The sequence below is a fragment of the Marivita sp. NO-S04 genome (assembly GCF_059070475.1).
The window spans coordinates 1690048-1710585 of the sequence record NZ_CM180980.1 but is presented as its reverse complement, the minus strand read 5'-3'; the positions used below and the strand labels follow the sequence as shown (position 1 = coordinate 1710585).

The window sequence follows — 20538 nt, the reverse complement described above, 5'->3', positions numbered from 1 at the left end:
GGTTTCATAAACCACTCCTTAACCAAAGCGCGCAACAGTGGAGGTGAAAATAAACATTGAAATGTTCGCGTTTTGATCTCATAAAGCATGAGAACAAGGGGCGAACAAAAGCAGCAATTGCCGCCCCGGACGGGGTGTGGAATAAGGATCAAAAGCAATGGCAACGGCAGATCTTCTTACCATGGACAGCAAGCGGGACGCGAACAAACAAAAAGCCCTCGATTCGGCGCTTGCGCAGATCGAACGCCAGTTCGGCAAGGGCTCGATCATGAAGCTGGGTGGCGAAAACGCCATGCGCGACATTGAATCGACCTCGACAGGATCACTCGGGCTCGACATCGCGCTTGGTATCGGGGGCCTGCCGAAGGGTCGGATCATCGAAATCTACGGGCCGGAAAGCTCGGGCAAGACGACGCTGACCCTGCATTCCGTAGCCGAAGAACAGAAAAAAGGCGGCGTTTGTGCTTTTGTTGACGCGGAACATGCGCTTGATCCGCAATACGCCAAGAAACTGGGTGTCGATCTTGACGAGCTTCTGATCTCGCAGCCCGACACTGGCGAACAAGCGCTCGAGATCGTGGATACGCTTGTCCGATCTGGCGCGGTTAGCCTTGTCGTTATCGACTCGGTTGCTGCACTCACGCCGAAATCGGAGCTTGAGGGCGACATGGGCGACAGCAGTGTCGGCGTACATGCACGCCTGATGAGCCAAGCGATGCGGAAACTCACCAGCTCGATTTCGCGGTCCAACTGCATGGTGATCTTCATCAACCAGATCCGCATGAAGATTGGCGTGATGTTCGGCAGCCCCGAAACGACCACAGGCGGCAATGCTCTCAAATTCTACAGCTCGGTGCGTTTGGACATCCGCCGCATTGGTGCAATCAAGGACCGCGACGAAGTGGTGGGCAACGCCACCCGCGTGAAAGTGGTCAAAAACAAGGTTGCACCGCCGTTCAAGCAGGTGGAATTCGACATCATGTATGGCGAAGGCATCTCCAAAACCGGAGAATTGATCGACCTTGGCGTCAAGGCCGGTGTGGTCGAGAAATCGGGTGCATGGTATTCCTACGGGGACGAGCGGATTGGGCAGGGCCGGGAAAACGTCAAGAACTTCCTCAAGGAAAACACGGCCATCGCGCTTGAGATCGAAGACAAGATCCGCGCCGCACACGGGCTGGATTTCGACATGTCCGCATCGGATGACGACGACGCCACCGACGACATCGTCGAGTCCTGAACAAACGCAGACGGCGACTGCAGAAACGCCCCGAAGTCAGACTTGAGTTCGAGAATACCTGGAACAGGGTGGCGGATGCGCCACCCTGTTTCCGTTTTGGCATGACCTCTGCGGTGGACAGCCCCCGTGCCAAGGGCTATTTCAGGCCGAACCCGGAACGCCCGGACCCCGAATACCATGCAGGTCAGGTCACACATGCCCACGTTGAACGATATCCGCTCCACCTTTCTGAGCTACTTTGAGAAACAGGGACACGAAGTTGTGGCCTCCAGCCCGCTGGTGCCGCGCAACGACCCGACACTGATGTTCGCCAACTCGGGCATGGTGCAGTTCAAGAACCTGTTCACCGGGGTCGAACACCGCGATTACAAACGTGCGACGACTGCACAGAAATGCGTGCGCGCCGGTGGCAAGCACAATGACCTCGACAATGTCGGCTATACCGCGCGGCACCATACGTTCTTTGAAATGCTGGGAAATTTCAGCTTTGGCGACTATTTCAAGGAAGAGGCGATCCCGTTTGCGTGGGAACTGATCACCAAGCATTTCGGCATTCCGGCCGAGCGCCTCTATGTCACGATCTATCACACCGATGACGAGGCGTTCGAGATCTGGAAAAAGGTCGGCGTGCCGGAAAGCCGGATCATCCGCATCGCCACATCCGACAATTTCTGGCAGATGGGCCCGACCGGTCCCTGCGGCCCGTGCACCGAAATCTTCTATGATCACGGCGATCACATCTGGGGTGGCCCTCCGGGCAGCCCCGACGAAGATGGCGACCGCTTCATCGAGATCTGGAACATCGTTTTCATGCAGAACGAGCAGTTCGAAGACGGCTCCATGAAAGCGCTCGACATGCAGTCGATCGACACTGGCATGGGGCTGGAGCGGATCGGCGCGCTGTTGCAGGGCAGCCATGACAATTACAATACAGACACGATGCGCGCGCTGATCGAGGCGTCGGCGGATGTGACCTCGTCCGACCCTGACGGCCCGGGCAAGACGCATCACCGGGTGATCGCGGATCACCTGCGCTCGACCTCATTCCTGATTGCGGATGGGGTGATGCCATCGAACGACGGACGCGGCTATGTGCTGCGCCGGATCATGCGCCGTGCGATGCGCCACGCGCATTTGCTGGGCTCCCAAGATCCGGTGATGCACCGCTTGGTGCCGGCGTTGGTGCGCCAGATGGGGGCGGCCTATCCGGAATTGCCGCGCGCGCAGGCGTTGATCGAAGAAACGCTGCGGTTGGAAGAGACGCGGTTCAAGCAGACACTGGATCGCGGGCTGAAGTTGCTGGACGAAGAACTGGGCGGATTGGCCGAGGATGCGCCGCTGCCCGGCGCTGCGGCATTCAAGCTTTATGACACCTATGGTTTCCCGCTTGATCTGACGCAGGATGCGCTGCGCGAAAAAGGTCGTAAGGTCGACACCGAGGGCTTCGATGTAGCGATGGCCGAACAGAAGGCCAAAGCGCGGGCTGCATGGTCTGGTACGGGCGAGTCTGCGGATCTGGCGATCTGGTTCGATCTGGCTGAAACCCACGGCGCGACCGATTTCCTTGGCTATGACACGGAAACCGCCGAAGGCCAGATGCTGGCGCTGATCAAGGATGGCACCGTTGTGGATAGGTTGGCGGAAGGCGAGTCCGGTTGGATCGTGCTGAACCAGACGCCGTTCTATGGCGAATCCGGTGGTCAGGTGGCCGATACCGGCTGGCTGCGCCGACTTGAGAACGAGGACGATCAGGCCGAAGTGACCGACACCCAGCGGATGGGTGGCGGCAAGGTGTTCGCGCATCACGTCACGATCAAAAGTGGGACATTCAAGAAGGGCGAAGCGGTGCAGCTTGAGGTGGATCACAGCCGCCGCACGGCGATTCGGGCGAACCATTCCGCGACACACCTGCTGCACGAGGCGCTGCGCCGCGCATTGGGCGATCACGTCGCACAGCGCGGGTCGCTGAATGCGCCGGATCGTCTGCGGTTCGATTTCAGCCACGGCAAAGCGTTGAGCATGGCCGAATTGAGACAAGTCGAAGCGGAAGTGAACGAATACATCCGTCAGAACGCTCCGGTCGAGACGCGGATCATGACTCCGGATGACGCACGCTCCATCGGTGCGCAGGCGTTGTTTGGCGAAAAGTACGGTGACGAAGTGCGGGTTGTGTCGATGGGCGAACAGTCCGGATCTGGGAAAGGCACCAATGGCAGCACCTATTCACTGGAACTGTGCGGTGGCACCCATGTTCGGCGCACCGGTGACATCGGTGTCTTTGTAACGCTCGGCGATTCCGCTTCAAGCGCGGGTGTGCGCCGGATCGAAGCGCTGACAGGCGCTGATGCGTTCCGCTACCTGTCTGAGCAGGATCATCGCCTTGGCGAAGTGGCGCTGGACCTGAAAGCGCAAGCAACCGACGTGCCGGCCCGTGTCCGTGCGTTGTTGGATGAGCGCAAGGCGCTGTCGAACGAAGTCGCGCAATTGCGCCGCGAACTGGCCATGGCGGGTGGTGCCGGGCAGGGTGGCGGGGCCGAACCGCGAGAGATCAACGGGGTGAAATTCCTTGCTCAGGTGCTCTCGGGAGTTTCGGGCAAAGACCTGCCGCCACTCATTGACGAACACAAATCGCGGATCGGGTCGGGCGCGGTGCTATTGATTGCCGACACAGGTGGCAAAGCGGCTGTGGCTGCGGGCGTGACCTCAGACCTCACGAACACCATCTCTGCGGTTGATCTGGTCAAAGCTGCCGTGCCAGAATTGGGCGGTAAAGGCGGCGGTGGCCGTCCGGACATGGCGCAGGGCGGTGGTGCGTCGGCTGAGAATGCCGAAGCCGCCATCAAGGCCGCCGAAGCCGTTTTGGGAGGATAAACCATGCCTGCACTCTGGATCGCCCATGTCACCGTGATGGACCCCGAGGCGTATTCGAAATACGCCGAGCTTGCTGGCCCTGCGATTGCCAAACATGGCGGGCATTTCATTGCCCGTGGCGGTCGTTTTGTGCAGCTTGAGGGGCAGGAAAGGCCGCGCAATGTGGTGGCCAAGTTCCCTTCGGTCGAGGCAGCGGAAGCCTGCTACAACAGCCCTGAATACCAGCGCGCGCTGGACCATGCACGTGGCGCGTCCGAGCGCGAATTGCTCATCGTCGAGACGACAGAGTAGGGTGCCGGGAAGGGCTTTCGAAAGCCCTTCCCAAGCCTTTTTGAAAAGGCTTATGCCGACTTTGACATCCGCTTGCGCTCGTGCGGGTCAAGATAGCGCTTGCGCAGCCGGATTGCGTTTGGTGTCACTTCGACCAGTTCGTCATCATTGATATAGGCAATCGCTTCTTCCAGCGAGAGCGTGATCGGCGTGGTCAAGCGTACTGCGTCGTCGGTGCCCGAGGCCCGGACGTTGGTGAGCTTTTTGCCCTTCAGCGGGTTCACCTCGAGATCGTTCTCGCGGCTGTGTTCGCCGATGATCATACCCGTGTAAATCGCTTCCTGCGCACCGATGAACATGCGTCCCCGATCTTCGAGGTTCCACAGGGCGTAGGCCACGGAGACACCGTTTTCCATCGAGATCAAAACACCCGCGCGACGGCCCGGAATCGGCCCCTTGTGCGGAGTCCAGCCGTGGAACACACGGTTCAGCACACCTGTGCCCCGCGTGTCGGTCAGGAATTCACCATGGTAGCCGATGAGGCCACGCGACGGGACATGTGCGATGATGCGGGTTTTGCCGACACCGGCGGGGCGCATCTCGACCAGTTCACCTTTGCGGGCGCCGGTCAACTTTTCGATCACAGCGCCGGAATACTCGTCATCCACGTCAATCGTGGCTTCCTCGACGGGCTCCAGCATCTTGCCGTCATCGCCTTCCTTCAGGATGACGCGAGGGCGCGAGATCGACAACTCAAAGCCTTCGCGGCGCATGTTTTCGATCAGGACGCCCATCTGGAGTTCGCCGCGCCCCGACACCTCGAAGGCTTCGCCGCCGGGAGTGTCCTTGATCTTGATGGCGACGTTGGATTCCGCCTCTTTCATCAGACGGTCGCGGATCACGCGCGATTGCACCTTCTTGCCGTCACGACCTGCCAGCGGGCTGTCGTTGATGCCGAAGGTTACGGTGATCGTGGGCGGGTCGATGGGCTGCGCCTCGAGAGGCACGTCAACCGCCAGTGCGCAAATCGTGTCGGCCACTGTGGCCTTGGACATGCCTGCGATGCTGACGATGTCGCCTGCCAGCGCTTCGTCGATGTCTTGTGGACCAAGGCCGCGGAAGGCTTGGATTTTGGAGACGCGGAACTGTTCGATCTTCTGACCGACACGGCTCAGAGCCTGCACGGTGGCACCGACCTTGAGGCGGCCGGTTTCGACGCGGCCTGTCAGGATGCGGCCGACAAAGGGGTCCGCGCCCAATGTGGTGGCCAGCATTGTGAAGTCTTCGTCCTGGTGCTTGACCTGCTTGGGGGCAGGCACATGATCGACGATCAGCTTGAACAGCGCATCGAGGTTCTTGCGCGGTCCGTCCAGAGACATGTCCGCCCAGCCAGACCGGCCCGAGGCGTACATATGCGGGAAATCGAGCTGGTCCTCGTTGGCACCGAGATTGGCGAAAAGGTCAAAGCATTCGTCCAATGCGCGGTCAGGTTCGGCGTCGGTCTTGTCGACCTTGTTCAGCACGACGATGGGGCGCAGGCCAAGTGCCAGCGCCTTGGAGGTCACGAACTTGGTCTGCGGCATCGGGCCTTCGGCGGCGTCGACCAACAGGACAACACCGTCCACCATCGACAGGATGCGCTCCACCTCGCCACCGAAATCGGCGTGGCCGGGCGTATCGACGATATTGATGCGCTTGCCTTTCCATTCGACCGATGTGGCCTTGGCCAGAATGGTGATGCCGCGCTCGCGTTCGAGGTCGTTGCTGTCCATTGCGCGTTCAGCGACGGCTTGATTTGCGCGGAATGCGCCTGATTGTTTCAGCAGTTCGTCAACCAAGGTCGTTTTACCGTGGTCAACGTGGGCGATGATCGCAATGTTGCGAAGGTCCATGAATCTTTGTCTCGTACAGGGAAGAGTTGGCCGGGGGTTACAAGGGACCGCCAAAGAAGGCCAGCAAAAAAGCCCGCCCCTTTTCGTGTTGCCGCAAAGAGACCACAGGTGCCTCACAACTCTGTGACAGGGAACCGGCAATAAAGCACTGATGCCAAGACGTTTTTCGGCGGCGAATAGCCTGAATTCAAGCACCCTGCCTTATGTTAGGGCGCCATGCTTGAAACCAGTCCATGACATCCGAAGTTGATCGCATGAGGCGCAGCGCACAGACGTGCTCTGCCGTCGCAGCAAGAGACAAACCTGAGAGAAAGGACTTCTCATGAAACGATTTCTATTGAGCACCGCTGTTCTGGCAACCGTAGCCTCCGCGTCCTACGCGGGCAGCGCAGATCCTGCACCTGCCGAGCCGATGATGATTGAACCGATGGCCGTGGCACCCGCACCTATGGGTGGTGACTGGACAGGGGCCTATGGTGGTCTCAGCTTTGGTAATCTGTCGGCAGATGCCGATGGCGGCCTTGATGACAGCGAAGGCGTCTACGGTATCTACGGCGGGTACGATTATGATTTCGGTCAGTTCGTCCTCGGCGGCGAACTCGATTACCAGACGGGCGAAGACATTCAATTGGGTGGTATCGAGGTCGACGATATCCTGCGCGCTAAAGTGCGTGGTGGTTATGATCTTGGTCGCACTTTGGTCTACGCCACGGTCGGCGCAGCCCAGATGGGCACCAATATTGGTGACGACACCGGCCTCGTCGGCGGTCTGGGCGTCGAATACAAGGTGACCGAACAGTTCACCGTGGGTGGCGAATACCTGGCCCATCGCTTTGACGATTTCGACGACACTGGTATCGATGTCGAGGCGGACACCGTGTCGATCCGCGGCAGCTTCCGCTTCTAAGGCAGCCGCTTGTCGTAAGGCACATAACGCGCATCGGTCCCTCCGGTGTGCGTTTTTTTGTGCGGGTCAGTGTGTTGCGGTGTTCGAGAACAGGTTGATCACCAAGATACCCGCCATGATCATGGCAATGCCAAAAATCGCGGGCCAATCGAGCCGTTGTCCGAACACGGCAAAACCGATGATCGCGATGAACACGATCCCCATGCCGGACCACATGGCATAGGCAATGCCCACCGGAAATGTCTTGAGCGCGATGGCGAGAAGGTAGAACGCGGCCCCATAGGCCACGACCACGATGGCCGAAGGCAGGGGGCGGCTGAACTGTTGGCTGGCCTGCAAAGCGGTGGTGCCGATGGTTTCGGCCAGAACGGCAAGCATGAGGACGAGATAGGGCATGGCGATCTCCTGAACGGTGCGATCTTCATGGCCGATTGCGGACGGGGGGACCAGCCCCCCGCACCACATGTCGCGATCAATTCAGGTGAATGTTGAAGCGATTGCGGATTGCTGCATCGACCTCGGGTGCCATCCGGGCGCGCGACGGTTTCGACAGGATCATCTCTTTGCGCTCGGTCGCCTTGTTCACAAGGATCGGCTGCCCCTGTTCGACCCATTCCTTGGGCGAGGCGCGATTGCCCAACACAGGGTAGACATAGTCGCGCTGCATCCGGTTCAGTGTATCATCACTGCCCAGATAATGCCCCGGCCCGCCGATGCAGGTCTTGCGCATGACTTCGAGGCTAAGATCGTCCTCGGTCACTTCGATGCCGCGTACGCAGCGCAGCGCCTGACCAATCAGGTCGTCCCCCAAGATCAGGCTTTCGTGGCAGAAGCCCAAAAGCGAGGCGTGCATCCCGGCGGCCTCGTAGACCATATTCAGGCCCGACAGCCCCGCCATGACGTTGGAACACATCTGTTCCCAGCCCGCCTGCATGTCGGGCAGCTTGGCGTCAGCGATCCCGGCCGCAGCACCGCCGCACAGGCCGTAGTAGCGGTGCATCTGCGCACAACCCGCAGTCAGCAGCGCCTGTTCGCCCGAACCGCCAGACATGGCCCCGGTGCGCAGGTCCGAGACAAACGGCCACGTTCCAAAGATCACAGGATGACCCGACGCCATGGCGTTGACATAGACGACGCCTGCCAGACATTCGGCAACCGCCTGCACAATGGCACCGGCAATTGACGCAGGGGCGGTGGCCCCGGCTTGCCCCGCGCTGAGCAAGAGCACAGGCATGCCGCCACGGATACAGGCTTCCATGACCTGACAGGACTCGGTTGCGAATTTCATGGGCGGGACGACGAAACAATTCGAATTCGACACGAAAGGTCGCGCGCGCCATGCGTCCTCGCCGCCCGCGATCAGGTGCAGAAGTTCAAACGCATCCGGCACGAAAGACGGTTCGGTAAAGGATACACCGACATGTTTGTAGGTGCCCGAACAGCAGGCATAAATGGTGTTGAGATCCATTTCCTTGTTGTCGGGAATGTCGCGCGCGACCATTGGGCGCTGCACGAAATGGATGTTTTCAAGCTGGTCCGCGATGCGGGCCGCGTCGTGCAGATCCTGCACCGTGCTTTCGCGGTAATTGCCACTCTCCACATCGACCATATGTACCGCAGCGCCGGCCGTGCCGTAGTGCACACGGGTGCCTGACAGATCGAGGTCATAAAGCGGATCGCGGCCGCACAGCGTGACCGAGCGGTTGGCAATGGCCAGCATATCTTCAACCAGCGCACGCGGGAACCGGATGCGACCATCGTCACCAAGGATCGCACCCGCGTCGGTCATGATCTTGATGCCGGAGGGAGGTGCTTCGGACAGGCCGATTTCTTCCAGTGCGGTCAGGGCTGCTTTGTGAATGCGGTCAAGATCCGACACATCAAGCGGATCATAACGGCCACCGGACATGCCGGGGCGGATCGGGCGCAGATTGTCGGCCAGCGGGTTGGCACGCGCATGACGCCGGGCAGCACGGCCACCGGCGCGACGAGGGGACAGATCGGTCATGTGAAAACTCTTTTGAAGGGGATAGGGACGGTGACAGCAAAGACCCCGATCAGGGACGTCCGCGTGCCGCGCGTCCGCGCCGCGCCCCGATGGTGCGCAGAACAAGTGTCAGGGCGGAACGATCACCGCGCATCTGCTTCTCCGTAATGCTACGGAAATGCTGCCTTCAGCGATGCGCGCAATCTGTGCTGATTGCGACAAAGTGTCGTTTTTGACTGTTTTCCAAGCAGAGCAGAGTCAGGAACGCGCCACATAGCGGTCGCGGCGGTGGTTCACCGTGACGATCATATTCAGAATCACCGCGCCCAGAAGCGACCAGATCACCACGGGTGCAGGCAGAACCCAAAAGGCCAAGCCGAACACAAAGACATCGAACATCAGTTGCGTGTTGCCCGCCTGAATGCCACGCGTGTCCTGCAACCAGAGCGCCACGATCCCGACACCGCCCAGTGTCGCACCGTGCCGGAAAAGCGACAGCAGACCGATCCCCGCAAGCACACCGCCAAGCACAGCGCCCAGAGCCGGATGCACCATGTCGAGGGTCAGCACATGCGGAAACAGCTCGGATATCGTGGACATAAGCGCCACTGCGGCAAAGGTCTTGAGCGTGAAGGTCCAGCCAAGCTGATGCACCGCAAGGATGTAGAAGGGCAGGTTCAGTACAAAGAAAACCAGCCCGAAGGACCAATCGGTCACATAGCGCGTCACCAGCGCCAGACCCGCGATCTGCCCGGTCAGCAAATTGCTTTGGGACAGGAACTGGATGGCGAGCGCCACGAGTGTGGCACCGATCAGGATACCTTGGATGTCTTCCAGAACCGTGTGACGGTCGGCGGGTGGTTTGCTGAGCAGAAACATAGGTCAGCAATTATGACATATTTTGGTGAAGTCAAGTGGCTACCACCGCCCCGACGCGCCACCGCCACCGGATCGGCCGCCGCCGAAACCGCTGCTGGATGACGACGAAAGGCGCGAAATTGTGTAGGATCGCACATCCCTATAGCTGCATTGGCTGCACCGCGTGGTGACTTCGCCGCTGCCCTGACTGGTGCGGGTCGGTCTGCGCAGGGTCGTGCGCACTCGGCTGAGCGCGCGGCTGCCGCAATTCGGACAACGCTGAAACCGTGTGAGAAGATCCCCCAGGAATCGCCGCGCCACGATCAGCAGCGCGCCGAGAATGGCCACGAACGCCATCCACGGGGGCAACTCTCCGTCAGCCGAGGGCGCGTCTGATCCTTCCGAAAATGGCAGGGCGATGGAGGCGATTACGTCTTCGACCCCGTCACTGATCCCGGTGGCGTAATCCCCGGTTTCGAACGCGGGCAGGAACGAGCGGTTGACCACGTTCTGCGACACCCGATCCCAGTCGCGGGCGTATCCCGCACCCAGTTCGATCCGCATGGCACGGTCCTCGGAAAGGACCAGCACAAGAATGCCGTCGTTTCGGGTGGCGTCGCCGATGCCCCAATGATTGAACAGCCCTGTCGCAAAGTCTTCCAGCGACTGCCCAGCAGAATAGGGCGCTTGCGACCGCAGGGTGAGCACCGCAAATTCGATCCCCGTATCGCGCCGCAAACCTGCCAGCCTAGCATCCAGCGCCGCTTCCTGCGCATCGGTCAGAAGGTCGGCACGATCGGTGATCGTGGTGCTGTCATAATCGGGGAAAACCTGCGCCCAAATCGGTGTTGCGAGAAACAGAAATACCGCAATCCACCGCATCGTTCTTACCCCGTTAAAGCCGCGTTCAACCGTTCATCCAGCTTTTCCAGAAAGCCCATTGTGGTCAACCAGCTTTGCTGCGGGCCAACCAGCAACGCAAGATCCTTGGTCATGTACCCGGCCTCGACCGTTTCCACCACAACCCGCTCCAGCGTTTCGGCAAAAGCACGCAGACTGATGTTCTCGTCCAGCTTGGCCCGGTGCTTGAGCGCGCCAGTCCATGCATAGATCGACGCGATGGAGTTTGTGGAGGTCTGTTCGCCCGCCTGATGCTGGCGGTAATGGCGCGTGACGGTGCCGTGCGCGGCCTCGGCCTCGACGATCTTGCCATCGGGGGTCATGAGGACGGACGACATCATGCCCAGCGACCCGAACCCCTGCGCCACGGTGTCGGACTGAACATCGCCATCGTAGTTCTTGCAGGCCCAGACAAAGCCGCCAGACCATTTCAATGCAGAGGCGACCATGTCGTCGATCAGGCGGTGCTGATATTCGATGCCCTTGGCCTCGAACGCGTCTTTGAATTCGGCCTCAAAAATCTCGGCGAAAATCTCAATGAAGCGGCCATCATATTGTTTCAGAATGGTATTCTTAGTCGAAAGATATACTGGCCAACCGATGTTTAGCCCGTAGTTGAACGACGCCCGTGCGAAATCGGTGATCGACGCATCAAGGTTATACATCGACATGAAGACACCCGCAGAGGGCGCGTCATAGACATCGCGTTCGATCACTTCGCCGTCGGCGCCTTCGAACTTCATGGTGAGCTTGCCCGGTCCGGGGAATTTGAAATCGGACGCTTTGTATTGATCCCCAAAGGCATGACGGCCAACGACGATGGGTTTGGTCCAACCCGGCACAAGGCGCGGCACGTTGCGGCAAATGATCGGCTGGCGGAAGATCACGCCGCCAAGGATGTTGCGGATCGTGCCGTTTGGGCTGCGCCACATCTGCTTGAGACCAAACTCTTCGACCCGCGCTTCATCGGGGGTGATGGTCGCGCATTTGACGGCAACGCCGACCTCTTTGGTCTTTTCGGCGGCGTCGATGGTGATCTGGTCGTTGGTGCGATCCCGTTCCTCGATGCCCAGATCGTAATAAAGCAGGTCGATGTCGAGATAGGGCAGGATCAGCTTTTGCTTGATGAAATCCCACATGATGCGGGTCATTTCATCGCCGTCCATTTCGACGATGGGGTTATCGACTTTGATTTTCGACATGGGGGAGGGTCCTTTCCAACGTCTTGGGCGTAACCGTATCAGGTTGTCATCCGCGCATCGACCCGCACCATGAGGCGCATGAGCGCAAGCCCGAGTGCGGCTTGAAAAAAGATCGCGACCGACAAAGGCAGGGGGGTGCCATCAAAGAGCAGCCCCACTGGCACGGCAAGCGCCACACCAAAAACGGTCGCCACGGAACTGATGACGCTGGCGGCCATACCCGCGATATGACCCATCGGTTCCTGCGCGATGGCGTTCAGGTTGCCAATGGTCATACCCGCCTGAAAGAACAGCGACACCTGCCAGATCACGAAGGCCCCGAAATACAGGTCGTTCGATACGTGGCCTGCAGCAGCAGCGGTTGCGACAAAGATCATCGCAGCCGACAGCACCACCTGCGCCAGCAGCATCACCCGGACGAGGTACATCATGCCCAGCCGCATAACCAAACGGGCATTCAGAAAGCCCGAAGATGCGGCGACGATGGCCACAGCGCCGAACCAGAGCGGAAAGGACTCGGCCCGGTCAAAGGTAATGTCGAAGATTTGCTGGATCGACGATAGCAACCCGAACAGCATCCCAAAGGACAACGCTTGCACGGCGATCGAAATGCGGACAACGGGATGGACGAACATTTCCACAAAGGCAGCGCGCAGCGCGTGGAGGCGCAGGGACCTGCGGTTTTCCGGGGCAAGGGTTTCCGGCAAGCGGATGGCAACCCACATAGCAGAAATCGCCGAGAACCCGACAAAGCCGTAAAACACCGCGCGCCAATCCCAGATGTCGATCACGATAGAGCCAAGCAGTGGCGCGATTGCGGGCACCAAAGAGAAGACGATCATCACGAAGGACACGATCTGCGCCATGCCGCGCCCGGCGTATAGATCGCGGATCACTGCCATCGCCACGACACGCGGCCCAGCAGCACCCAGTCCCTGCACGACCCTCGCGGCCAACAGCACTTCGAGTGATTGCGCCCAAGAGGCGACCACGGCACCGATAATGTAGAGCACCGACCCCCAGAGCATCACCGGTTTGCGCCCAAACGTGTCAGACAATGGACCGGTCACAAAGGTGCCGAGCCCCATTCCCAGCACAAAACTTGTGACGATCAGCTGCGCTTTATTGATGTTGTCGGGCGAGAGTGTCTCGGCGATTTGCGGCAGCGCAGGAAGCATCGCGTCGATGGACAGGGCGACCGTTGCTGCCAGCATGGCCATCAGGGCGACGAACTCTGTACGCGACATGGCAGTGGGCATGGGGACTCCGGAAAACCTGCGGGAGCCGTACCACCATGTGGCTTGAGGGAACAGTGGGGAACGTGATCAGGTCTTGTCAGCTAAGTCGGACGGCATCACCGGATCGTCGTCAGTGTTGGCGGTCCGTTCGGGTTCTTGAAACCGCGCGATCAGCCATTCGGTGTGTTCTTCGCGTTTCCGCATGGCAAACATTCCGAATTGCTGAATTGTCACGGCAAAGATGCCCAGCCCCAACAGGATAAAGACGGTTGTGCCGACCTTGCCGATGTCGGTCACTGGAACAAGATTGCCGTAACCCACCGTGGACAATGTCACCACGGTGAAGAAATACGAGTCCAGCCAGCTCCAGCCTTCTGCCCAGCGAAAGAAAACTGTACCACCGATGATGATCGCCACCAGTGTGACAATCAGAGTTATGATACGCACCGGCGTGTTCATGCGTCGAGCGTGGCACCTTGTGCCAGATCGTCCAGCACCTTCAGCCACAATTCGGTCGGTTGCGCGCCGGGGACGGCGTGTTGGCTGGCGACAATGAACGTGGGCACCGATGTGATCCCCATACCGCGCGCCGCTGCATCCCGGTCGACGATATCACGACGGTCTTCGTCTGTGCCCAAGAGCCGCAGCACAACACTGGCATCCATGCCGCACGAATCCGCGATATCAGCCAGAACGTCAGTGTCACCAATATCGCGGCCGTCGACGAAATATGCTGTGAACAAAGCATCGACCACTGCATTTTGGTGGCCTTCGATCCCGGCCCAGTGGATCAGTCGGTGCGCATCAAGGGTGTTCGGCGTTTTCTGGATGCCTTCGAAATTGATGCTCAAACCTGCTTTCTCGGCATGCTCCACCACGGGCGCATACGCTTTGATCGCACCTTCCTTGCCGCCAAACTTGCCCTCGAGATACGCGCGACGATCCACGCCTTCTTTTGGCATTTCCGGATTCAGCTGGAATGGGTGCCACGTGATCAGAAAGGGATGGTCGGGGCGTTGCGCCAACGCGCGGTCGAGATGCGTTTTGCCAATGTAGCACCAAGGGCAAATCGGGTCGGACATGATGTCGAGCTTGACCATGAGGTATTCCTTTCCAGACGTTGGGATCGGTCTAGCAGACTGTGCCGCGATTGGTAAGCATGGGTCAGAGCGGCGGATGGTCCGGGAGCGCGCGGCGCAGAAGTTTGTTGTTGGCATTACGGGGCAGGGACGCGACGCGGGTATAAAGTCGCGGTTGTTTGTAGCGGGCCAAACGTTCAGCTGCGATGTGGTCCAGCGGGCGGTCCGACACGTAATACGCCGCGATCACGCGGGTGTCGGCTTTGATGTCGATATCGGTGACACCGACCTCGTGGATGTCGGGATGGGCCAGCAAGGCAGCTTCAACCTCTAGCGGGCTGACACGAAACCCGCCTGCATTCATCATGTCGTCGGCGCGGCCGTGGTATAAAATGTCTTTGTTTTCTGTCATTTCGCCCATGTCTCCGGTCAGAAACCAATCGCCCTGATACCGGGCAGCAGTTTCCTCGGGCTGGTTTAAGTATTCCAGCATCAGGCCTGGATCGTCTCGGTGTACGGCAATGATGCCGGGAGTCCCGATGGGGACTGGGCCTTGATCGCCCATGATCGCGATGCGGCGGCCCTGTTGTGGCCAGCCAAGGCTTTCTGGCGGCAAGTCGGGTGATCCGGGAGCCGCGGAAATGAAGGTCGAACATTCAGACATGCCGAACGCCTCGTGAACACGGGTGCCCGTCGCCGCATACCACGTGTCGCGTATCGACGCGGGCAGCTTTTCCCCGGCAGACAGGCCATGTCGCAGTTTTGGCAGATCAAGACTGCCTGACTTTAGGATGCTCCGGTAAACACCCGGGGCTGCAGCAAAAATCGTTGCTTCATGACGCTTGAGCAGGAGCGGGATCTGCGCATGTTCGACGCCCTGCGCCGGGATGAGGGCGGTGGCACCTTTGGTCCACGGGTCCAACAGGCCCGTACCCAATGTATAGGTCCAGTTGAACGCGCCTGCGTGCATGAGGCGATCAGACCCAGTCAAGCCGTACCAGCCGTCCATCATCATCCCGCGTGCCCAGATGGCGCGATGGGCGTGGCAGACGGCGCGGGGTTTGCCTGAAGTGCCAGAGGTGAAGATGATATAGGCCAGACGGTTCGGATCACCGAAAGCAAAGGGGGCAGGTGACAGGCCGTACCATTCAGACATCTGATCCGTACGGATCACCCGTACGGATGCCGGGCAGGTGGTCTGACCGTCATGCAGGATCGCTGTCGGTTCCGTCATGTCGATCAGCACCTGAACTTCAGGTTCGGTGAGTTGCGACGATGTGGGGATCGGCACAATCCCGACCGCGATGGCGGCGAGATAGGCCACCGGAAATTCGACGGAATTGCCCACCCGCATCAACAGCCTGTCGCCCGGAACAAGACCACTTTGTAAAAGCCCGGTGGCGCTGCCAAGGATGGCGCTGCGCAGGCGATCATAGCTCCAGCGTTGGGCGCCGGTGGGTTTCACTACAGCCAAAGCGATCTTGTCCGGCGCGCGGTCGCTGGCGGCCAGAACATGGGCTGTCAGATTAAAGTCCTGCGGGCAGGGCGGCCAAGGGCCAGTGTCGGATATCGAGGTCATGCCACAGCCGTAGGCCGCAAACGAAAGCGCCGCAAGCGCAGGTTGCCGGAGAGGTAAGCTGGCACTATAGATGCACCCATGACTCATGATCCGAAAAACCTGATCCGTATCGCGCGCGACACCGGTGCCCAAGACCAGCCCGAGCCGCTGAACCTGGGCGAGCGCGTGCGTGACTTGCGCAAGGCACGGAACTGGACGTTGGAGCAAGCCGCGCAGCAGGCGGGGTTGGCGCGGTCGACGCTGTCGAAGATCGAGAACGGGCAAATGTCGCCCACGTATGACGCGCTGAAGAAGCTGGCCATCGGATTGCAGATCGGCGTGCCGCAGCTTTTCACGCCGCCGCAGCGGGAAAAGGTCAATGGCAGAATGGTGGTCACGCCCAATGGGCAAGGTCAACAACACGCCACAACCACTTACGAACACGAGCTTTTGGCAGAAAACCTGACGAAAAAACAGATGCTTCCGTATCGGGCGCGGGTGCGGGCGCGCACGGTTGATGAATTCGACGGTTGGGTACGTCACGACGGCGAAGAGTTCCTGTACGTGCTGACCGGCGTGATCCGTTTGTATACCGAGTTCTACGAGCCGGTCGAAATGCGCCGGGGGGACAGCGCCTATTACGACGCCACGATGGGGCATAACGTGATCTCGGTCTCGGATGACGATGCCAGCATCCTATGGGTTACGTCACTTAGTACGACGTAAAGGTCAGTGCAGACTGACGTCTTGCACCTGTCTGGCCAGCGATTGAAAGAACAGCCAATCCGCCAATTCCTCGCTGGCTTCCAGATCGGTCAGATCATGTGTCACTGCAATGTGCTGGGTCAGGCCGGTCAGATCCTGTGGCGGCTGTTCCAAAGCCTCGCGGCTGAGAAGCTGAAAGCGGGCCTCAAAATGGGCCAACGCGGTTGTCCAGTTTTCAGTGATGTCAGTCCAAGTCATCAGACGCTCCTCCAAACGCCCCTCGCACTGTCTACGATGGCATGCAGAGCGAGTCGCTAAAAAGCGGCGCGCGGTCGCATGGGGCAGCGCGCCGCAGACGTTGGTTGGTCGGAGTTTTAGAACCAGCTTTGGACAGTGCGGGACGTGGTCGAAATATCCTGACCGATGCCGTCAACAGTGGCACAGGCGCTCAGCGCGCCTGAAACCAGTATGAAAAGTACCCATGCACGCATGGATCACTCCTCTTCCCACCACCAGACATCAGGCTGCCAGCCGATCCAATCGCCGTAGATCGGGATTTCGGTCGGGTATTTGAGCTCTTTCGCATGCGCGATGCGACTGATGTTCCACTGGTAGATCGGGATAACATAGCGGCCCGTGGTCAACACCCGGTCCAGCGCGCGGGTGGCGGCAACTAAGTCATCGCGCGAGTCCGATTGCAGGATCGCGTCCACCATCGCCTCGGCGGCGGGGGAACACATGCCCATCCAATTGCGTGTGCCCTGATTTTCGACACCGTCACAACCCCAATAGAGCTTTTGTTCGTTGCCGGGACTGAGAGACATGCCCCAACGATTGTAGCTCATGTCGAAGTCGTAATTGGTGGTCCGTTCCTTGAACTGCGCCGAGTCGATCGTTGTGATCGTCGGTGTGATGCCGACCCGATCCAGCGATTGCGTATAGAGGTCGATGATCGACTGTTCCTCGGTGCTGCCTTGCTGGAGCAGGATTTCAAAGGTGAAGGGCGCGCCGTCTGGGCCGACCATCTTACCATCGGTGATCGTGTATCCCGCCTGTTCCATCAGGTCGATGGCAGCGCGGATGTTGCCACGGTTGCGTTCGGTCCCGTCTGAAACGGGCAGGGCGTAGCCATCCAGTGCGCCGGGCAGCAGGTCGGCTGCAAATGGTTCGAGAAGGTCGCGCACGCGGCCCTCTGCCGGACCGTCCTGCATGCCCAGAACCGAGTTCGACAGATACGAGGTGATGCGCGGCTGTTTGGAGCCGGTCATGGTTTCGTTGATGAATTCAAAATTGAACGCATGCAGCATCGCATCGCGCACGCGCCAGTCCTTGAATTGCTCGCGGCGGGTGTTCATCACGAACCCGGTCATGCCCGACGGGCGTTCATGCGGGATCACCGACTTGACCACATCACCGCTATCGATGGCTGGGAAGTCGTATTGCGTGTCCCATTTCTCGACATTGAATTCGCGGCTTGAATTCAGCGCACCGGCTTTGAACGCCTCGAACATGGCGGTGCCGTCGCCGTAGAATTCCATGCGGATCTCATCAAGGTTCGCCTGACCGCGCATGAAATTGACGTCGCGGCCCCAATAGTCTGGGTTGCGCTTGAGGCTGACAAAGCGGCCCGCCTCGAAATCGTCGATCACGTAAGGGGCGGTCGAAATCGGCACCTCGTCGATGCCGGACGCGTCGAATTCCTTGCCGTCCCACTGGGCCTTTTTCAGGATCGGACGCATGCCGATCAGCAGCGCCATTTCGGGATCGTCTTCGTTGAAGGTAAAGCGGATGCTGCGCGGTCCGGTCTGTTCCATCGACGCCACTTTCTTCCACGCGCCGTGGTAGCGGGGGTGCCCGATGGTGCCGAGGGTCTCGTAGGACCACATCACGTCTTCCACGGTGAGCGGCGTGCCATCCGAGAACGCCGCCTCTTCACGCAGGACGAATTCGACCCAATTGCGATTTTCGCCAACCTCGATTGATTCGGCGAGAAGGCCGTAAAGTGTGAACGGTTCGTCCCAGTTTCGACCCATCAGGCTTTCATAAGCGAGGAACCGAAGCTGCCACGGGGTCGAGCCTTTGGCGATGTGCGGATTAAGGCTGTCGAAGCCGCCAACCTCGCCTGTCACGATGCGTCCGCCCTTGGGTGCCTCTGGGTTGGCATAGGGGAGGGACACAAAATCCGGTGGTAGTTCCGGGTCGCCATACATAGCTATGCCGTGTTGCGGGTCTGCCGTTGCGAATTGCGCGCTAAGCGCGAGTGTCAAAGCAGCGATGCTGATGTGACGTTTTAGGAAAAAAACCGATCTCATTTTCGCAACAATCCCTGTCTGCCCTTGTTTTGTTGTGCCTGACGGTAACTGGGCTTTCGTGGCTTTTCAAACTTTTAGCTTGGAACGCTGCGAAGAATTGCCTATAACGGACTTACTGCTCGATAGGTTTCTTGCCTGTATGAAACCTGCCTCAATAACTTAACCCCGGCTTCGTGCCGGGGTTTTTTTTTGTCTGTATATCAGCCGTTCTGCAAGAGTGACGCAACAGCAGGTGAGGTGAGATGGGCAGCTTGACCCAAGTTCTAAAGGCCTATGGCGATGCATGGAGCGAAGCCGACTCGGACAAACGGCGCGCCCTTCTTGAGATCGCGTGGTCGGATGATGGCTTTTACCAAGACCCCGGCGGCGAGGCGCAGGGGCGCGATTCGCTGCATGCGCATATCGGTCATGTTCATGCGCAGTTTCCGGGCGCTCGAATCGAGCTGACCTCGGGGGTGGATGCGCATCACGACCGTATCCGTTTTGCGTGGCGTATGGTCATGACGGATGGCACGGTTCCGGTACAGGGGATCGACTGTGGGCGCGTCGGTGCCGATGGCCGTCTGAGTGAGATCATCGGCTTTTTCGGCGCACAGCCGCCAGAGGCGTGAACCAACATCCTTTCTTTGTGTTATGCAGTTGCAGCATGTAGCATGCTGCACAAGCAAAAGACCAAGGAAGGAGCGATCATGTCGCTGAAAGGGAAAACTGCTGTCATCACCGGATCGAATTCTGGGATTGGCTTGGGTGTGGCGCATGAACTGGCCCGTGCAGGCGCGGATGTGGTGATCAATTCGTTTACCGACCGGGACGAGGATCATGCGCTTGCTGCAGAGATCGCCAAGGAGCATGACGTCACGGTGCGCTATATCCAGGCCGATATGTCGAAGCCTGATCAATGCCGTGCACTGATCGAACAGGCCGGTGCCTGCGACATCCTTGTGAACAACGCAGGCATCCAGCATGTCGCCCCGATTGACGAATTCCCGACCGAGAAATGGGATGCGATTATCGCGATCAATATGTCATCAGCATTTCACACCACGGCGGCCGCTTTGCCCTTGATGCGCAAGGCGGGATGGGGTCGGATCGTGAACATCGCGTCGGGACACGGTTTGCGCGCCTCGCCCTACAAGGCCGCATATGTCACGGCAAAACACGGCGTTCTTGGCCTTACCAAGACGGTCGGTTTGGAAACCGCGAAAGAGCCGATCACCTGTAATGCGGTCTGTCCGGGCTATGTGCTGACCCCGTTGGTCGAGGCGCAGATTCCCGACACGGCCAAGCAGTATGATATCTCAGAAGACGAGGCCATCGAGAAGGTCATCCTCGCCAAGCAGCCCTCCAAGGAGTTCGTGACGGTGGAACAACTGGCAGGAACAGTGTTGTTCTTATGCAGCCCTGCGGCTGACCAGATCACCGGGACTTCCCTGGCTGTAGACGGCGGCTGGACCGCCGCCTGAGCAGGTTCCGAATGCGACCGCGGTTTGCGAGGGGCCAGCCCCTCGTGCTCCCCGGA

20 protein-coding genes are annotated in these 20538 nt (G+C 59.4%); 7 read left to right on the top strand and 13 right to left on the bottom strand.

The window, feature by feature from the left end; genetic code table 11:
* Positions 1-157 precede the first annotated feature (157 nt).
* From recA to ACK3EW_RS08975, 3 genes are all read left to right on the top strand, one after another.
* The gene (recA, locus tag ACK3EW_RS08985; protein ID WP_493809290.1) at positions 158-1240 is read left to right on the top strand and encodes a recombinase RecA; all 1083 of its coding nucleotides are present in this window, start codon (positions 158-160) and stop codon (positions 1238-1240) included.
* Between the two features lie 195 nt (positions 1241-1435).
* Entirely contained in the window at positions 1436-4111 is a 2676-nt protein-coding gene (gene alaS, locus ACK3EW_RS08980; RefSeq protein WP_493809289.1) for an alanine--tRNA ligase, read from the top strand.
* Between the two features lie 3 nt (positions 4112-4114).
* A complete protein-coding gene (locus ACK3EW_RS08975; protein WP_493809288.1) occupies positions 4115-4402 on the top strand; it encodes a DUF1330 domain-containing protein in 288 nt (95 codons plus the stop codon).
* A 50-nt stretch (positions 4403-4452) separates the two neighbouring features.
* On the opposite strand, the gene typA is transcribed toward ACK3EW_RS08975, so the two are convergent.
* Entirely contained in the window at positions 4453-6273 is a 1821-nt protein-coding gene (gene typA / locus ACK3EW_RS08970; protein WP_439121306.1) for a translational GTPase TypA, read from the bottom strand.
* 322 nt (positions 6274-6595) lie between these two features.
* Between typA and ACK3EW_RS08965 the strand changes: the two genes are divergently transcribed.
* Positions 6596-7180: an outer membrane protein gene (locus ACK3EW_RS08965; protein ID WP_493809287.1), complete on the top strand. Its 585-nt coding sequence runs from the start codon at positions 6596-6598 to the stop codon at positions 7178-7180.
* Between the two features lie 66 nt (positions 7181-7246).
* Here ACK3EW_RS08965 and ACK3EW_RS08960 read toward each other — a convergent pair whose 3' ends face one another.
* The 9 genes from ACK3EW_RS08960 to ACK3EW_RS08920 all read right to left on the bottom strand — a co-directional run bounded on the left by ACK3EW_RS08960 (position 7247) and on the right by ACK3EW_RS08920 (position 16023).
* A complete protein-coding gene (locus ACK3EW_RS08960; protein WP_439121304.1) occupies positions 7247-7576 on the bottom strand; it encodes a DMT family transporter in 330 nt (109 codons plus the stop codon).
* A 76-nt stretch (positions 7577-7652) separates the two neighbouring features.
* Entirely contained in the window at positions 7653-9188 is a 1536-nt protein-coding gene (locus ACK3EW_RS08955) for a trimethylamine methyltransferase family protein (RefSeq protein ID WP_493809286.1), read from the bottom strand.
* A 237-nt stretch (positions 9189-9425) separates the two neighbouring features.
* Entirely contained in the window at positions 9426-10046 is a 621-nt protein-coding gene (locus ACK3EW_RS08950; RefSeq protein ID WP_439121302.1) for a YitT family protein, read from the bottom strand.
* A 39-nt stretch (positions 10047-10085) separates the two neighbouring features.
* The gene (locus ACK3EW_RS08945; RefSeq protein WP_493809285.1) at positions 10086-10907 is read right to left on the bottom strand and encodes a TPM domain-containing protein; all 822 of its coding nucleotides are present in this window, start codon (positions 10905-10907) and stop codon (positions 10086-10088) included.
* A 5-nt stretch (positions 10908-10912) separates the two neighbouring features.
* Positions 10913-12127 (bottom strand): NADP-dependent isocitrate dehydrogenase, encoded by a 1215-nt coding sequence (locus ACK3EW_RS08940; protein ID WP_439120688.1) that lies wholly within the window; start codon positions 12125-12127, stop codon positions 10913-10915.
* Positions 12128-12165: 38 nt separating this feature from the next.
* Positions 12166-13386: a multidrug effflux MFS transporter gene (locus ACK3EW_RS08935; RefSeq protein WP_493809284.1), complete on the bottom strand. Its 1221-nt coding sequence runs from the start codon at positions 13384-13386 to the stop codon at positions 12166-12168.
* Between the two features lie 66 nt (positions 13387-13452).
* Positions 13453-13812 carry a potassium channel family protein gene (locus ACK3EW_RS08930; RefSeq protein ID WP_493809283.1) on the bottom strand — a complete coding sequence of 120 codons (360 nt, stop codon included), beginning with the start codon at positions 13810-13812 and terminating at the stop codon, positions 13453-13455.
* 8 nt (positions 13813-13820) lie between these two features.
* Positions 13821-14465: a DsbA family oxidoreductase gene (locus tag ACK3EW_RS08925; protein ID WP_493809282.1), complete on the bottom strand. Its 645-nt coding sequence runs from the start codon at positions 14463-14465 to the stop codon at positions 13821-13823.
* A 64-nt stretch (positions 14466-14529) separates the two neighbouring features.
* Positions 14530-16023 (bottom strand): class I adenylate-forming enzyme family protein, encoded by a 1494-nt coding sequence (locus tag ACK3EW_RS08920; RefSeq protein WP_493809281.1) that lies wholly within the window; start codon positions 16021-16023, stop codon positions 14530-14532.
* 78 nt (positions 16024-16101) lie between these two features.
* Between ACK3EW_RS08920 and ACK3EW_RS08915 the strand changes: the two genes are divergently transcribed.
* Positions 16102-16728 (top strand): helix-turn-helix domain-containing protein, encoded by a 627-nt coding sequence (locus tag ACK3EW_RS08915; protein ID WP_493809280.1) that lies wholly within the window; start codon positions 16102-16104, stop codon positions 16726-16728.
* Between the two features lie 3 nt (positions 16729-16731).
* Here the strand turns inward: ACK3EW_RS08915 and ACK3EW_RS08910 are convergent, their stop codons facing one another.
* The 3 genes from ACK3EW_RS08910 to ACK3EW_RS08900 form a co-directional block, all read right to left on the bottom strand.
* Positions 16732-16965, bottom strand: coding sequence for a hypothetical protein (locus ACK3EW_RS08910; protein ID WP_493809279.1), 234 nt, complete (start codon positions 16963-16965; stop codon positions 16732-16734).
* A 116-nt stretch (positions 16966-17081) separates the two neighbouring features.
* Positions 17082-17198 carry an entericidin EcnA/B family protein gene (locus ACK3EW_RS08905; protein ID WP_085630777.1) on the bottom strand — a complete coding sequence of 39 codons (117 nt, stop codon included), beginning with the start codon at positions 17196-17198 and terminating at the stop codon, positions 17082-17084.
* 3 nt (positions 17199-17201) lie between these two features.
* Positions 17202-19019: an extracellular solute-binding protein gene (locus tag ACK3EW_RS08900; RefSeq protein ID WP_493809278.1), complete on the bottom strand. Its 1818-nt coding sequence runs from the start codon at positions 19017-19019 to the stop codon at positions 17202-17204.
* A gap of 242 nt (positions 19020-19261) precedes the next feature.
* On the opposite strand from ACK3EW_RS08900, the gene ACK3EW_RS08895 reads away from it, so the two are divergent.
* Together ACK3EW_RS08895 and ACK3EW_RS08890 are read left to right on the top strand one after the other, a co-directional pair.
* Positions 19262-19630 carry a nuclear transport factor 2 family protein gene (locus ACK3EW_RS08895; RefSeq protein ID WP_493809277.1) on the top strand — a complete coding sequence of 123 codons (369 nt, stop codon included), beginning with the start codon at positions 19262-19264 and terminating at the stop codon, positions 19628-19630.
* 78 nt (positions 19631-19708) lie between these two features.
* Positions 19709-20482, top strand: coding sequence for a 3-hydroxybutyrate dehydrogenase (locus ACK3EW_RS08890; RefSeq protein ID WP_493809276.1), 774 nt, complete (start codon positions 19709-19711; stop codon positions 20480-20482).
* The last annotated feature ends 56 nt before the right edge of the window (positions 20483-20538 follow it).